Source organism: Micromonospora sp. SYSU B005, from assembly GCF_055362685.1.
On record NZ_JAXCFU010000006.1, the window covers coordinates 1 to 13,153 of the forward strand.

Genomic DNA, 13,153 nt, shown 5'->3' on the forward strand with positions numbered 1-13,153 from the left:
CACGCTGGTGCTGGTGGTGGGGGCGGCGTGGGCGGCGATCGCGGGGCCGGCGATGCCTCCGGCGGTGGCGGCGATACCGGCAGCGGTCAGAACGGTCTTACGCAGCAGAGTGGTAGCCATGATGGTTGCCTCCCTGGTTGGGGGAAAACCGCGGCGATAGGGGATGCCGCGAGAAGGGGAAAGTCTTGAGGGGGTGCCCGTCGAACGGGCTGGGGCGCGGGCGGCCCGGGGGGCCTGCTCCGCGGCTCGGGGGTGTAACGACGTGCGGGCCGGGGTCATTCCCGGGGACGGCGGGGTGCCCGTCGCTCGGGGATGTAACGACGCCGGGGCCGGGCCGATTCCCTGACCGGCCGTGGGTGCCGGGCGGGCCGATGTTCGGCGCTCGACCTGGTGCCTGGGCGGTCAGCCATGTACAACGCCCCGCGCCCGCCACCGATTCCACGCTGACGATGGCACCGACCACAGCCACGCCCCCGCCCCGAACCGGACACGGCTCACCAAACCACCCGCCCTCGGTGCGATGGCCCCGGCCTGGTGCGGGATGGAGTCCGCGAGATGCCGACATCGAACGCCAGCCGTCACAGATCCACTCGACCACATGCGCGATCTTGCAGTTTGGTACCCGGCAAACCTCGCAAAGCTGGCATCCCTGGGGCGCTAAGTGCAAGATCGCGTGGGGCCGGAGCGTGGGCGGCCCGCCGGTACAAGCCCCGCGCGGTGTGCGAGATCTTGGTACCGAATGACCCCTATGGGGGCTCTTCCGTACCAAGATCTGCCACCGCTTTCAGAATGTGGGACAGAGGTCGCACCAGGCGGGAAGCCGGCCATCAGTGGAACGCCATGGGTGTCAAACGGGGGCGGAGACACCCATGGGGTTCCAGTCGGGCGTGACGGGTGACGTGCCGGCCAAGCCGGACAGCGAGCAAGCCCGAGGGCGGGCGTGAGCGCGAAGGGTCAGGGACGGGGGGCGGCTTCGGTGGGGGTGGAGCCGTCCAGCGCGGCCAGGATCGCCTCGGCCGTACGCCTGCCGACCCCGGGCACCTCGGTGATCTCCTCCACCGTGGCGGACGACAGCCGCTTCAGCGAGCCGAAGTGCCGCAGCAGCGCCTTGCGGCGTACGTCACCGAGGCCGGGCACGTTGTCCAGCGCCGATTCGGTCATCCGCTTGGAGCGCCGCTGCCTGTGGAACGTGATGGCGAAGCGGTGCGCCTCGTCACGGACGCGCTGCAGCAGGTAGAGCGCCTCGGAGGTGCGCGGCAGGATCACCGGGAACTCGTCGTCGGGCAGCCAGACCTCCTCCAGCCGCTTCGCCAGCCCGCACAGCGCCACGTCGTCGATGCCCAGCTCGGCGAGCGCCTTCGCGGCGGCGGCGACCTGGGGCGGGCCGCCGTCGACCACGACGAGCTGCGGAGGGTACGCGAACTTGCGTGGCCGCCCGGTGGTCGGGTCGATGCCGGGCCGGTCGGGGTCGGAGGCGGTCTCCTCGCCCAGCTCGCCGGTCTCGGCGCGGGCGTCGAGGTAGCGGGCGAAGCGCCGCCGCAGCACCTCGGACATGGCCGACAGGTCGTCGGTGGCGCCGCGCACGATGAACCGGCGGTATTCGCTCTTGCGGGGCAGCCCGTCCTCGAACACGACCATGCTGGCGACCACGTCGGTGCCCTGGATCTGGGACACGTCGAAGCACTCGATGCGCAGCGGCGAGGTGTTCATGGCGAGCGCGTCGGCGATCTCGTCGAGCGCCTGGCTGCGGGTGGTCAGGTCACCGGCCCGCTTGAGCTTGTGCCGGGCCAGCGCGTCCTTGGCGTTGCGCTCGACGGTCTCCAGCAGCGACCGCTTGTCGCCGCGCTGCGGCACCCGCAGCGACACCCGGCTGCCCCGGCGGGCGGTGAGCCAGTCGGCGAGCGCGTCGGCGTCGCCCGGCAACTCGGGGACGAGCAGTTCGCGGGGCACGTCGGCCTCACCCTGCTCGCCGCCGTACACCTGGGTGCAGAAGTGGTGCACGAGGTCGCCGGTGGTCAGTTCCTCGGTCTTCTCCACCACCCAGCCGCGCTGGCCACGCACCCGGCCGCCGCGGACGTGGAAGACCTGCACGGCGGCTTCGAGCGGGTCGTCGGCGAACGCGACCACGTCGGCGTCGGTGCCGTCGCCGAGCACCACGGTCTGCTTCTCCATCGCCCGGCGCAGCGCCGCGACGTCGTCGCGCAGCCGGGCGGCCCGCTCGAACTCCAGCTGCTCGCTGGCGTCGAGCATCTCCTTCTCCAGCCGCCGGACCATGCTGTCGGTGCGGCCGGCCATGAAGTCGCAGAAGCCGTCGACGATCTCCCGGTGCTGTTCGGCGGTGACGCTGCCGACGCACGGCGCCGAGCACTTGCCGATGTAGCCGAGCAGGCAGGGCCGGCCGACCTGGCCGGCCCGCTTGAACACCCCGGACGAGCAGGTCCGCGCCGGGAAGACCCGCAGCAGCAGGTCGAGCGTCTCGCGGATCGCCCAGGCGTGCGAGTACGGCCCGAAGTAGCGCACGCCCTTGCGCTTCACCCCGCGCATCACCTGCAACCGGGGGTATTCCTCGTCGAGCGTGACCGCGAGATAGGGGTACGACTTGTCGTCGCGGTAGCGGACGTTGAACCGGGGGTCGTACTGCTTGATCCAGGTGTATTCCTGCTGGAGCGCCTCGACCTCGGTGGCCACGGTGATCCAGTCGACCGACTCGGCGGTGAACACCATCTGCCGGGTGCGCTGGTGCAGGCCGACCGGGTCGGCGAAGTAGGAGTTGAGCCGGCTGCGCAGGTTGCGCGCCTTGCCGACGTAGATCACCCGGCCGGTGCCGTCGCGGAAGCGGTAGACCCCTGGCGACTCCGGGATGGTGCCGGGCGCGGGACGGTAGGTCGAGGGGTCAGCCACGGTGTCAAGCCTAGTCCGCACCCCTGACAGGCGACCGTAGCCGCGTCCCCGCCGGCCGACGGGGACGCGGAACGGGTCAGGCCAGCTTGATCTGGTCGCCGTCGACCTTGATCTCCTTCGCCGCGAGCGGCTTGGTGGCCGGGCCGCCCTTCACCGAGCCGTCGACGATCGAGAACCGGCTGTTGTGGCAGGTGCAGTTGATCGTGCCGCCGTCGACGTTCGACACCGGGCAGCGCTGGTGCGTGCAGATCGGGTCGAACGCCTTGAACTGGCCGGCCTCGGGCTGGGTGATCACCACGCCCTGGCTGGCGAAGACGGCACCGCCGCCGACCGGGATGTCCGAGGTGCGCGCCAGCGCGCTGCCGCCGTCCCGGTCGCCGCCGCCGGCGTCGCCGGTCGCGGTGGCGCCGGGCGGGCCGCCGCTGGTCGGGGCCTGCCCGGGGGACGCGTCGTCGTCACTGCCGCAGCCCGCGAGCACCACGGCTGCGCCCACCGCGCCGGCTCCGGCGAGCAGACTGCGGCGGCTCTGGGTGAACGGTCGGGTCAGCGCCTGATCATCACTCATGTCCGGCCTTTCTCTCGGCTTACTGCGGAACACGCACAAGCTTGCGGCACGGTTCATATTGACGCGTCAACGAACCGGGAGCCGCGTTGAAGGACGCCGGTCAGCGCGCCCCGGCGGGGACCTTCCGGGTCCGGGACTTGGCGCTGCCGTTGGCCTTCGCCGCCCGGGTGGTGGCCGCCTTGGCGCCCTTGGCCTCGCCGTCGAGCTTGAGGATCGGCCGCAGGAACTGCCCGGTGTGGCTCTCCGGCACCTCGGCAACCTCCTCCGGCGTGCCGGTGGCGAGCACCGTGCCGCCCCGGTGGCCGCCCTCGGGGCCCATGTCGATGAGCCAGTCGGCCGTCTTGATCACGTCGAGGTTGTGCTCGATGGTGATGACCGTGTTGCCCTTGTCGACCAGGCCCTCCAGCACCATCAGCAGCTTGCGGATGTCCTCGAAGTGCAGGCCGGTGGTGGGCTCGTCGAGCACGTAGACGGTGCGGCCGGTGGAGCGCTTCTGGAGTTCGGAGGCGAGCTTGACGCGCTGCGCCTCGCCGCCGGACAGCGTCGGCGCGGGCTGGCCGAGGCGGACGTAGCCGAGGCCGACGTCGACGAGCGTCCGGAGGTGCCGGTGGATGGCCGGGATGGCGGAGAAGAACTCGGCCGCCTCCTCGATCGGCATGTCCAGCACCTCGGCGACCGTCTTGCCCTTGTAGTGCACCTCGAGCGTCTCGCGGTTGTAGCGCGCGCCCTTGCACACCTCGCAGGGGACGTAGACGTCCGGCAGGAAGTTCATCTCGATCTTGATGGTGCCGTCGCCGGAGCACGCCTCGCAGCGCCCGCCCTTGACGTTGAACGAGAACCGGCCCGGGCCGTACCCCCGGACCTTGGCCTCGGTGGTCTCGGCGAACAGCTTGCGGACGTGGTCCCAGACGCCGGTGTACGTGGCGGGGTTGGAGCGCGGCGTCCGCCCGATCGGCGACTGGTCCACGCCGACGACCTTGTCCACGTTCTCCAGGCCGGTGATCCGGGTGTGCCGGCCGGGCACCAGCCGGGCGCCGTTGATCTGGTTGGCGAGCACGGTGTAGAGGATGTCGTTCACCAGCGTCGACTTGCCCGAGCCGCTGACGCCGGTGACCGCGATGAGCTGGCCGAGCGGGAAGCTCACGGTGAGGTTGCGCAGGTTGTGCTCGCGCGCGCCGTGCACCACCAGTTCGCGCCCCGAGGTCTGTGGCCGACGGCTGGCCGGCGTCGGGATGGCCTTGCGGCCGGCCAGGTACGCCCCGGTGACCGACTCGGTGTTGTCCAGCAGCGCCGGCACCGACCCGCTGTGCACGATCTTGCCGCCGTGCTCGCCCGCGCCGGGGCCGATGTCGACGATCCAGTCCGCGACCCGGATGGTGTCCTCGTCGTGCTCGACCACGATCAGCGTGTTGCCCAGGCCGCGCAGCCGCAGCAGCGTCTCGATGAGCCGGTGGTTGTCGCGCTGGTGCAGGCCGATCGACGGCTCGTCGAGCACGTAGAGCACGCCGACCAGACCGGAGCCGATCTGGGTGGCCAGCCGGATGCGCTGGGCCTCACCGCCGGAGAGCGTGCCGGCCGGGCGGTCCAGCGAGAGGTAGTCAAGACCGACGTCGAGCAGGAACTTGAGCCGGGCGTTGATCTCCTTGAGCACGCGCTCGGCGATCATCTTCTGCCGGTCGGTCAGCTCGATGCCGGCGAGCAGGTCGGCCGCCTCGCCGACGGAGAGGTTGCAGACCTCGGCGATGCTCTTGCCGGCCAGGGTGACCGCGAGCACCTCCGGCTTGAGCCGGGTGCCGCCGCAGGCCGCGCAGGGCACGTCCCGCATGTAGCCCTCGTACTTGTCCCGGGACCACTCCGACTCGGTGTCGGTGTGCCGGCGCTCGATCCACTGCACCACGCCCTCGAAGCCGGTGTAGTAGGAGCGCTCGCGGCCGTACTTGTTGCGGTAGCGCACGTGCACCTGGTCGTCGGAGCCGTGCAGGATCGTCTTCTGCGCCCGCGACGGCAGCGCCCGCCACGGGGTGTCGATGTCGAAGTGCTCGGCCTCGCCGAGCGCCTCCAGCAGCCGCAGGAAGTATTCGAGGTTGTGCCCGGTGGCCCAGGGCTGGATCGCGCCCTCGCGCAGCGTGCGCTCCGGGTCGGGGATGACCAGCTCCGGGTCCACCTCCTTCTTGGTGCCGAGGCCGGTGCACTCCGGGCAGGCGCCGTACGGGGCGTTGAACGAGAAGACCCGGGGTTCCAGGTCCTCGATGGCGAGCGGGTGGTCGTTCGGGCAGGCCAGGTGCTCGGAGTAGCGGCGCTCCCGGGCCGGGTCGTCCTCCGGCAGGTCGACGAAGTCGAGCAGCACCAGGCCGCCGGACAGACCGAGCGCGGCCTCGACCGAGTCGGTCAGCCGCTGCTTGGCGCTCGGCTTGACGCTGAGCCGGTCGATCACCACCTCGATGGTGTGCTTCTCCTGCTTCTTGAGCTTCGGCGGCTCGGTCAGCGGGTGCACCACGCCGTCGACCCGGGCCCGGGCGTAGCCCTTGGCCTGGAGTTCGGCGAACAGGTCGACGTACTCGCCCTTGCGGCCGCGCACCACCGGCGCGAGCACCATGAACCGGGTGCCCTCCGCCATGGCCAGGACGCGGTCGACGATCTGCTGCGGGCTCTGCTTGGAGATCCGCTCGCCGCAGATCGGGCAGTGCGGCTCGCCGATGCGGGCGAACAGCAGGCGGAGGTAGTCGTAGACCTCGGTGATGGTGCCCACGGTGGAGCGCGGGTTGCGCGAGGTGGACTTCTGGTCGATGGAGACGGCGGGACTGAGGCCCTCGATGAAGTCGACGTCGGGCTTGTCCATCTGGCCGAGGAACTGCCGGGCGTACGACGACAGCGACTCGACGTAGCGGCGCTGCCCCTCGGCGAAGATGGTGTCGAACGCCAGGCTCGACTTGCCCGAACCGGAGAGCCCGGTGAAGACGATCAGGGCGTCCCGGGGCAGGTCGAGACTGACGTCACGGAGGTTGTGCTCGCGCGCGCCACGGATGATCAGTCGGTCGGCCACGGTGCGTGTGCTCCCGGAAGAAGAATATGAGGCGGATCTGTGCACCAGACGCCGGGTCTGGGTGGTTTTCACAGGTTGTCGGGGGCGCAGAGAAGACGCCCCGGCAACTCTAGCCCCGACGTATGACAACTTCCGTCGCGCGAACATTCCCCCAGCTCAGGCCGGTCGGGCGCGAACCACGCAGGTCCACCCGACCGGCCCGGGCCGGGCTCAGAATGCCCCTGGTGCGGGCGGGGTCGCCGGACGTCCGGTACGTCGCCGCCCGGCCCGCCGTCCGCCCCGCCGTTCGGCCGCCAGCCGGGCCGCGCGGCGGCCGCCCTCGTGCTCGATCTCCCGCTGCAGCCGCCGCCAGCTCTCCCAGCGACGCACCGGCAGCTCGCCGTCGTCCAGCGCGGCCCGCACCGCGCAGCCCGGCTCGGCGTCGTGGGCGCAGTCGGCGTACCGGCAGCCGGCGGCCAGCTCGGTGATGTCGGCGAACGCCCGGTCCAGCCCGGCCGCGCCGTCGAGCAGGCCGACGGCCCGTACACCGGGGGTGTCCAGCACCGCTCCCCCACCCGGCAGCGGCACCAGCGACCGCCAGGTGGTGGTGTGCCGGCCCTTGCCGTCGACCCGGCGGATCGCCTGGGTGCGCATCACGTCCGCCCCGGCCAGCGCGTTGACCAGGCTCGACTTGCCGGCCCCGGAGGGGCCGAGCAGGCCGAGCGTGCGGCCCGGGGCGACGTGGCGGCGCAGCGGCGCCAGGCCGGTGCCCCGCTCGGCGCTGACCGGCAGCACCGGCACCCCCGGCGCGAGGTCGGCCAGTTGCCGGGCCACCGCCGCCGGGTCGGCGGCCAGGTCGGCCTTGGTGAGCACGACGAGCGGCTCCGCCCCGGATTCGTGCGCCAGGGAGAGCAGCCGTTCGATCCGCGCGGCGTCCGGTTCCGGGTGCACCGGCTCGACCACCGCGGCGGCGTCGAGGTTGGCGGCCAGCACCTGGCCGCTGGAGTCCTTGCCCGCGGTGCGCCGCACCAGCGCGCTACGCCGCGGCAGCACCACCTCCACCGTGACCGGGCCGTCCGGCCAGGTGGACAGCAGCACCCAGTCACCAGCGCAGGGCAGCGCGGTCAGGTCGCGGGCGGCGGCGGACAGCACGCCGCCGCCGAGGCTGGCCCGCACCGGCCCTTGCGGGCACAGCACGGTGCAGACGCCCCGGTCCACCCGGGCGACCCGCCCGTGACGGTGGCCGGCGCGCCGGTCGAGGTGGGCCGCCCAACCGGCGTCCCAGCCGAGGGCGGTCAGATCGAGAGTCATGGTGTCCTCATCGGTGTCGAGGGGAGATACGGCGGAACACACGCGCTGCGACCGGCATGCACACCACCTCCCCTCCGACTCCCGGTGCCGCGTTCGCGACGACGTGGACGCCGGCGCGTGCGGCGCCGGTCCGATGTCGTCGGCCCCGACGGTAGGTGTCCCGCCGACGCGCCGAAAGCGATTTCCCCCCGGGCACGGCCCGGTCCGGCCCGCTAGGGTCGGACGGGTGAGAACGCGATGACCGCCGACCCCCTGCTGCTGACCGGCCCGCTGGCCGAGGCGAACGACCGGCTGCTGCGTACCGTGTCCGGCCTGACCGCCGCGGACGTCGCGGCGCCCTCCCTGCTGCCGGGCTGGTCCCGCGCGCACGTGCTCACCCACCTGGCCCGCAACGCCGACGGGTTCGTCAACCTGCTCACCTCGGCGCGCACCGGCGAGGAGATCCCGATGTACGCCTCGGCGCACGCCCGCGCCGACGACATCGAGGCCGGCGCCGGGCGCGGCCCGGCCGACCTGCTGGACGACCTGCGCCGCAGCGGCCAGCGCTTCGACGCGGCGGTCGCGGCGATGCCCGCCGACGCGTGGGGCGCCACGGTGCAGACCCGGCGCGGCCCGTGGCCGGCGGCGATGCTGGTCTGGGGCCGGCTGCGCGAGGTCGAGGTGCACCACGTCGACCTGGCGGCCGGTTACCGGCCCGCGGACTGGCCGGACGCGTTCGCCCAGCGGCTGCTGCACGAGGTGGTGACCGGGCTGGCCGGCAATCCGGCCGCGCCGGCCATGGTGCTGCGTTTCGACGGCGCGGCGTCCGAACTCGTCGTGGGTGACCCCGAGGGGGCGCCCACGGTCACCGGCCCCGCGCCGGAACTCGCCGCCTGGCTCACCGGCCGGGGCGCGGGCGAGCTGCTCACCGTCGAACCCGACGGTCCTCTGCCGAACCCACCGGAATGGATCTGAACATCGTCATGACCTACACCGGAGACGTCACGCCCGGCGGTCCGCCGGCCGTGCGCGAGCTCGACCGGCTCACCGTCACCAAGCTGTCGGTGGGCCCGATGGACAACAACGCCTATCTGCTGCGCTGCAACGCCACCGGCGAGCAGGTGCTGATCGACGCCGCGAACGAGGCGCCGCGCCTGCTGGAGCTGGTCGGCGACGGCGGCCTGGCCGCCGTGGTGACCACGCACCAGCACATGGACCACTGGGTCGCGCTGGAGGAGGTGGTGGCCAAGACGGGGGCGCGCGCGCTGGTGCACGCCGACGACGCCGAGGGTCTGCCCATCGAGGCCGAGCGGCTCGCCGACGGCGACACGGTGCCGGTCGGTGACTGCGCGCTGGAGGTCATCCACCTGCGCGGGCACACCCCGGGCTCGATCGCGCTGCTCTACCGCGACCCGGCCGGCACCCCGCACCTCTTCACCGGGGACTCGCTCTTCCCGGGTGGCGTGGGAAACACCGATCAGGACCCGGAGCGCTTCGGCCGGCTCATCGACGACGTCGAGGCCAAGCTCTTCGACCGGCTGCCGGACGACACCTGGTTCTACCCGGGCCACGGCAAGGACAGCACCATCGGCGCCGAGCGGCCCGCGGTGCCGCAGTGGCGCGCCCGCGGCTGGTGAGCACGCCCGGTCCGGCCTCCCCCGTGACGGCCGGGCCGGGCGCGGTCAGCCGGTGACCGCCCGCAGCCGCCGCCGGGTGGCGAGCAGCACCGGGCCGGCCAGCAGCAGCCCGACCGCCATGGTCAGCACCGTCGGGTTCAGCGCCGCCGGCAGCAGGCCGGTCAGCGCCCGCGCGGCCAGCCCCAGCGCCACGTAGAGCCCCGCCCACGCGGTGGCCCCGGCCGCCGCGCAGACCAGGAACCGCCGGTACGACATCCGCAGCCCGCCCGCGGCCAGCGGCAGCAACGCGTTGAACACCGGCAGGAACGGCGCCACCAGCACGATCCGTCCGCCGCCACGGTGCAGCAGCGTCTCGGCGGCGGACCAGCGGGACTCGCCGATCCAGCCGCCCACCCGGCTGTCCCGAAGCCGCCCGCCCCAGCGCCGGCCGGCGAAGAAGCTCAGCGACCAGCCGGCCAGGCAGCCCGTGACCACCGCCGCGACGGTGAGCGCCCCACCGGCCGGACGACCCGCGCCGACCGCCGCGAGGACCGCGGCGTCGCCGGGCACCAGCACCCCGATCAGGGGTACGGCGTCGGCGAGCATGACCACGCCGAGCAGCCCCATCAGCAGGGTGGTGGGCAGCTCACCGGCGGCGGCCACGAGTTCGTTCATGGGCTGCACGCTATGTCCCGGCTGCACCCCGGCACATCGGGCATGATCCCCCAGTGGTCCCCGACACCCGGCCGGGGAGACCCCTAGGGTCAGCGGGGGCGGAGCACCTGCACCCGGCGGACCGGGGAGTCGACGGAGGGTTCGGTGGTCGGCACCGGATAGCTGGCCACCAGTTCCAGCCCGTCCGGCGGCAGGTGGCCCCGGTCCGGGTCGCCGACCAGCACCTGCACGCCGTGTGCGGCGCAGCGCCGCAGGTAGGGCAGAACCCGGGCGGCCAGCCCCGCGTCGTAGAGCGCGTCCCCTGCCACCAGCAGGTCGGCGCCCGCCACCCCGTCGAGCAGGTCGGCACCGTCGGCCGTCACCCGGACCCGGTTGGCCCGCGCGTTGACAGTGACCGCGGCCACCGCGTACGGGTCGATGTCGTTGGCGACCACCTCGTCGGCGCCCGCGAGCGCGGCGGCGATGGCGACCAGCCCCGATCCGGCGCCCAGGTCGAGCACCCGCCGCCCGGCGGCCAGCTCCGGGTGGTCCAGCAGGTGCCGGGCGAGCGCCTGCCCACCGGCCCACACCGACGCCCAGTACGGCGGCGGCAGCGACCGCCCGGCGGCGGCCTCCATCCGGGCCCACCACAGGATGGCGTCCTCGGCCAGGTGCAGACGCACCTCCGGCACGAACGGCGTACCGACCAGGCGCAGGCGGTCCGGGCCCGCGCCGGGCGCCGCGATCTCCTGCTCCAGGTCGGCCAGAGCCGTCTGCCTGCTCATCGGGGCAAGCATGCCGTGCCCGGCCCGACGGCGGGGTCTTTTTCCGGTCGCGCACGTATTCACGGGCGCGCCGCGCGCTTCCGGCAGCGGATTCCGGTCCGGACGGTTACTGTCGGGGTGGTACAGGGCGATCACCGGCCGTGGAGCCGATGCTCGCCCGCATTGGAACAGGGAGAGACGCATGGCAACCGGCACGGTCAAGTGGTTCAACTCGGAAAAGGGCTTCGGCTTCATCGAGCAGGACGGCGGAGGCCCGGACGTGTTCGTCCACTACTCGGCCATCCAGAGCAGTGGCTACCGCGAGCTGAACGAGGGCCAGAAGGTCGAGTTCGAGGTGACCCAGGGCCAGAAGGGCCCGCAGGCGGACAACGTCCGTCCGATGTAACGCGTGCCGGTGGCGGCGGTCGGGGTCCGACCGCCGCCGCAGTGCATCCTCAGGACGGCGCGGCCGGCAGGTCGCGCCGTTTCCGTAGTGGCCCGGCCATCAGGATCAGCGGGGTCAGCGCCAGCCAGGCGGTCATCGCCCGGATCGCGCCGCCCGGCCCCCAGACCGCGCCCAACGCGCCGGCGAGCAGGGCGGCCAGCGGAATGGTGCCGTAGTTGAGCAGGTGCATGCTCACCGTCACCCGGCCGAGCAGCCGGTGCGGCGTGTACGTCTGCCGGAAGCTGCCCTTCACCACGTTGCCGACGGCGACGCCGAGGCTCACCAGCACCCCGCCGAGCACCAGCCAGCCGGTGCGCGCGCCGGGTCCGGCGAGCGGGATGAGCAGCGCGGGCGGGCCGGTCAGGGCGCCGGCGACCAGCAGCGTACGGGCGCTGCCGAGCCGGCGGGCCAGGCGTGCGGCGAGCGCGGCGCCGATCACGCCACCGAGGCTGGCGAGTCCGATCAGGAGGCCGACGAGGCCCGCCGGAAGGTCGGCCGAGCGAACCAGGAACACCACGAGCACCGCCTGGTAGCCGGTGAGGCCGATGTTGCTCGCCGCCCCGAAGACCGTCAGGACCCGCAGGTACGGGTCGCGGACGACGAACCGCAGCCCGGCGGCGACCTCACGGCGCAGCGACGTCGACCCGGCCGGACGGTGCGGGCGGGGTTCGTCCGCGCGGATGCGGCGCAGGCACAGCGCGGACAGCAGGAAGCTGAACGCGTCCAGCGCCACCGCGGTCACCGCGCCGACAAGCTGGGCGACCAGACCGGCCAGACCCGGCCCGACCAGGTAGCTCGCCGTCTGGGTGGCGTGCAGCCGCGCGTTGGCCTCGGGCACCTGCTCGGGACGCAGCAGCGTGGGCAGGTAGACCTGGTCGGCGGTCTCGAAGAAGACCCGGGCCAGGCCGGCGCCGAGCGCCACGATCAGCAGGTGCCCGACGGTGAGCAGCCCGGCCAGGGCGGCCACCGGCACGCTCGCGAACAGCGCCGCGGCGGCGAGGTCGGCGGCGATCATCACGGGCCGGCGGCGGACCCGGTCGACCCACGCCCCGACCGGCAGGCCGGCGAGCAGCCACGGCATCCAGGCCGCGGCGGTGAGCACCGCCACCTGGAACGTGGTCGCGTCGAGCACCGCGACGGCGACCAGCGGCAGCGCCACAGCGGTCATGTTGCTGCCCACCGCGCTGACCGTGTGACCGGTCCAGAGCAGCCGGAAGTCGCGGTCCCGGAACAGCGGGCCGGGCGGCGCCTCGACCGGCCCGGACGTGCGCGCGGGGGCGGTCACGGCCGGCCCGGCACGCCGTGGGCGAACACGAAGACCGGCTCGCGGCGCTGCCCGTCCTCGGGCACCGGCCGGTCGGCCCACCTGGCGAACAGCGCGATCACCTCGCGACTGAGTTCGGCCAGCTCGTCCGGGGTCAGGTGCAGCCACTTGTCGGTGCTGAACGGCCCCTCGCCCCACGCGGCGTGCGCCTCGTCGGGGGCGGCCTGCCAGGCGCGGACCAGCTCGGCGTGCCGCTCCAGGTTGAGCGAGCTGGCCGCGTCGGCCACCACCCGGGCCGCCGGGTCGTCGTCGAAGTCGCTGTTGGACCAGCGCACCCCGCGGTCGCGCAGCCGCCACCAGCGTTCCCGGCGGTCGCGGGCCAGCTCGGGCGCCGCGGCCAGCAGATCGGCGGCGGCGAGCACCTTGAGGTGGTGGCTCACGTTCGCGGGCGCCTGGCCGGTGTGCTCGGCAAGCATGCCGACGGTGCACGGGCCGTACACCTTGAGGACGTCCATGAGCCGGCGGCGCAGGGGGTGGGCGAGCGCGGCGAGCACCCGCGAGTCGGTGACCTGCCGGACGGAAGGCTGTTCCATGCGGCGAGCATGACATTAGCAAGAGCTGTTGCGCAATAC

11 protein-coding genes are annotated in these 13,153 nt (G+C 73.2%); 3 read left to right on the top strand and 8 right to left on the bottom strand.

Annotation, left to right across the window (positions count from 1 at the left end):
* Positions 1-954: 954 nt before the first annotated feature.
* From uvrC to rsgA, 4 genes are all read right to left on the bottom strand, one after another.
* The gene (gene uvrC, locus SM452_RS15530) at positions 955-2,901 is read right to left on the bottom strand and encodes an excinuclease ABC subunit UvrC (RefSeq protein WP_262014692.1); all 1,947 of its coding nucleotides are present in this window, start codon (positions 2,899-2,901) and stop codon (positions 955-957) included.
* A 76-nt stretch (positions 2,902-2,977) separates the two neighbouring features.
* On the bottom strand, positions 2,978-3,466 hold the full coding sequence (locus tag SM452_RS15535) for a Rieske (2Fe-2S) protein (protein WP_355514701.1): 489 nt from the start codon (positions 3,464-3,466) through the stop codon (positions 2,978-2,980).
* A gap of 100 nt (positions 3,467-3,566) precedes the next feature.
* A complete protein-coding gene (gene uvrA, locus SM452_RS15540) occupies positions 3,567-6,509 on the bottom strand; it encodes an excinuclease ABC subunit UvrA (protein WP_262014690.1) in 2,943 nt (980 codons plus the stop codon).
* Positions 6,510-6,719: 210 nt separating this feature from the next.
* Positions 6,720-7,799: a ribosome small subunit-dependent GTPase A gene (gene rsgA / locus SM452_RS15545; protein WP_262014689.1), complete on the bottom strand. Its 1,080-nt coding sequence runs from the start codon at positions 7,797-7,799 to the stop codon at positions 6,720-6,722.
* A 237-nt stretch (positions 7,800-8,036) separates the two neighbouring features.
* On the opposite strand from rsgA, the gene SM452_RS15550 reads away from it, so the two are divergent.
* Together SM452_RS15550 and SM452_RS15555 are read left to right on the top strand one after the other, a co-directional pair.
* Complete coding sequence (locus tag SM452_RS15550) at positions 8,037-8,753, top strand: maleylpyruvate isomerase family mycothiol-dependent enzyme (protein ID WP_262014688.1); 717 nt, start codon at positions 8,037-8,039, stop codon at positions 8,751-8,753.
* 8 nt (positions 8,754-8,761) lie between these two features.
* The gene (locus SM452_RS15555; protein ID WP_135241188.1) at positions 8,762-9,415 is read left to right on the top strand and encodes an MBL fold metallo-hydrolase; all 654 of its coding nucleotides are present in this window, start codon (positions 8,762-8,764) and stop codon (positions 9,413-9,415) included.
* Between the two features lie 45 nt (positions 9,416-9,460).
* On the opposite strand, the gene SM452_RS15560 is transcribed toward SM452_RS15555, so the two are convergent.
* Positions 9,461-10,069 (bottom strand): DedA family protein, encoded by a 609-nt coding sequence (locus tag SM452_RS15560; RefSeq protein WP_355514690.1) that lies wholly within the window; start codon positions 10,067-10,069, stop codon positions 9,461-9,463.
* Between the two features lie 89 nt (positions 10,070-10,158).
* On the bottom strand, positions 10,159-10,833 hold the full coding sequence (locus SM452_RS15565; protein WP_262014686.1) for a class I SAM-dependent methyltransferase: 675 nt from the start codon (positions 10,831-10,833) through the stop codon (positions 10,159-10,161).
* Between the two features lie 181 nt (positions 10,834-11,014).
* Here SM452_RS15565 and SM452_RS15570 point away from each other — a divergent pair, with 181 nt between their 5' ends.
* Complete coding sequence (locus tag SM452_RS15570) at positions 11,015-11,218, top strand: cold-shock protein (RefSeq protein ID WP_013287480.1); 204 nt, start codon at positions 11,015-11,017, stop codon at positions 11,216-11,218.
* Between the two features lie 49 nt (positions 11,219-11,267).
* Here SM452_RS15570 and SM452_RS15575 read toward each other — a convergent pair whose 3' ends face one another.
* The gene (locus SM452_RS15575; protein ID WP_355509124.1) at positions 11,268-12,542 is read right to left on the bottom strand and encodes an MFS transporter; all 1,275 of its coding nucleotides are present in this window, start codon (positions 12,540-12,542) and stop codon (positions 11,268-11,270) included.
* Positions 12,539-13,114 (bottom strand): ArsR/SmtB family transcription factor, encoded by a 576-nt coding sequence (locus SM452_RS15580; protein WP_463840154.1) that lies wholly within the window; start codon positions 13,112-13,114, stop codon positions 12,539-12,541. The genes SM452_RS15575 and SM452_RS15580 overlap by 4 nt, the downstream gene beginning before the upstream one ends.
* Positions 13,115-13,153 lie beyond the last annotated feature (39 nt).

Excerpts from the sequence above, each read along its gene's own strand:
- SM452_RS15570 (WP_013287480.1), top strand. The coding sequence starts at position 11,015 with ATGGCAACCGGCACGGTCAAGTGGTTCAACTCGGAAAAGGGCTTCGGC.
- SM452_RS15555 (WP_135241188.1), top strand. The coding sequence starts at position 8,762 with ATGACCTACACCGGAGACGTCACGCCCGGCGGTCCGCCGGCCGTGCGC.
- SM452_RS15580 (WP_463840154.1), bottom strand. The coding sequence starts at position 13,114 with ATGGAACAGCCTTCCGTCCGGCAGGTCACCGACTCGCGGGTGCTCGCC.
- SM452_RS15535 (WP_355514701.1), bottom strand. The coding sequence starts at position 3,466 with ATGAGTGATGATCAGGCGCTGACCCGACCGTTCACCCAGAGCCGCCGC.
- rsgA (WP_262014689.1), bottom strand. The coding sequence starts at position 7,799 with ATGACTCTCGATCTGACCGCCCTCGGCTGGGACGCCGGTTGGGCGGCC.
- SM452_RS15560 (WP_355514690.1), bottom strand. The coding sequence starts at position 10,069 with ATGAACGAACTCGTGGCCGCCGCCGGTGAGCTGCCCACCACCCTGCTG.
- SM452_RS15550 (WP_262014688.1), top strand. The coding sequence starts at position 8,037 with ATGACCGCCGACCCCCTGCTGCTGACCGGCCCGCTGGCCGAGGCGAAC.
- SM452_RS15565 (WP_262014686.1), bottom strand. The coding sequence starts at position 10,833 with ATGAGCAGGCAGACGGCTCTGGCCGACCTGGAGCAGGAGATCGCGGCG.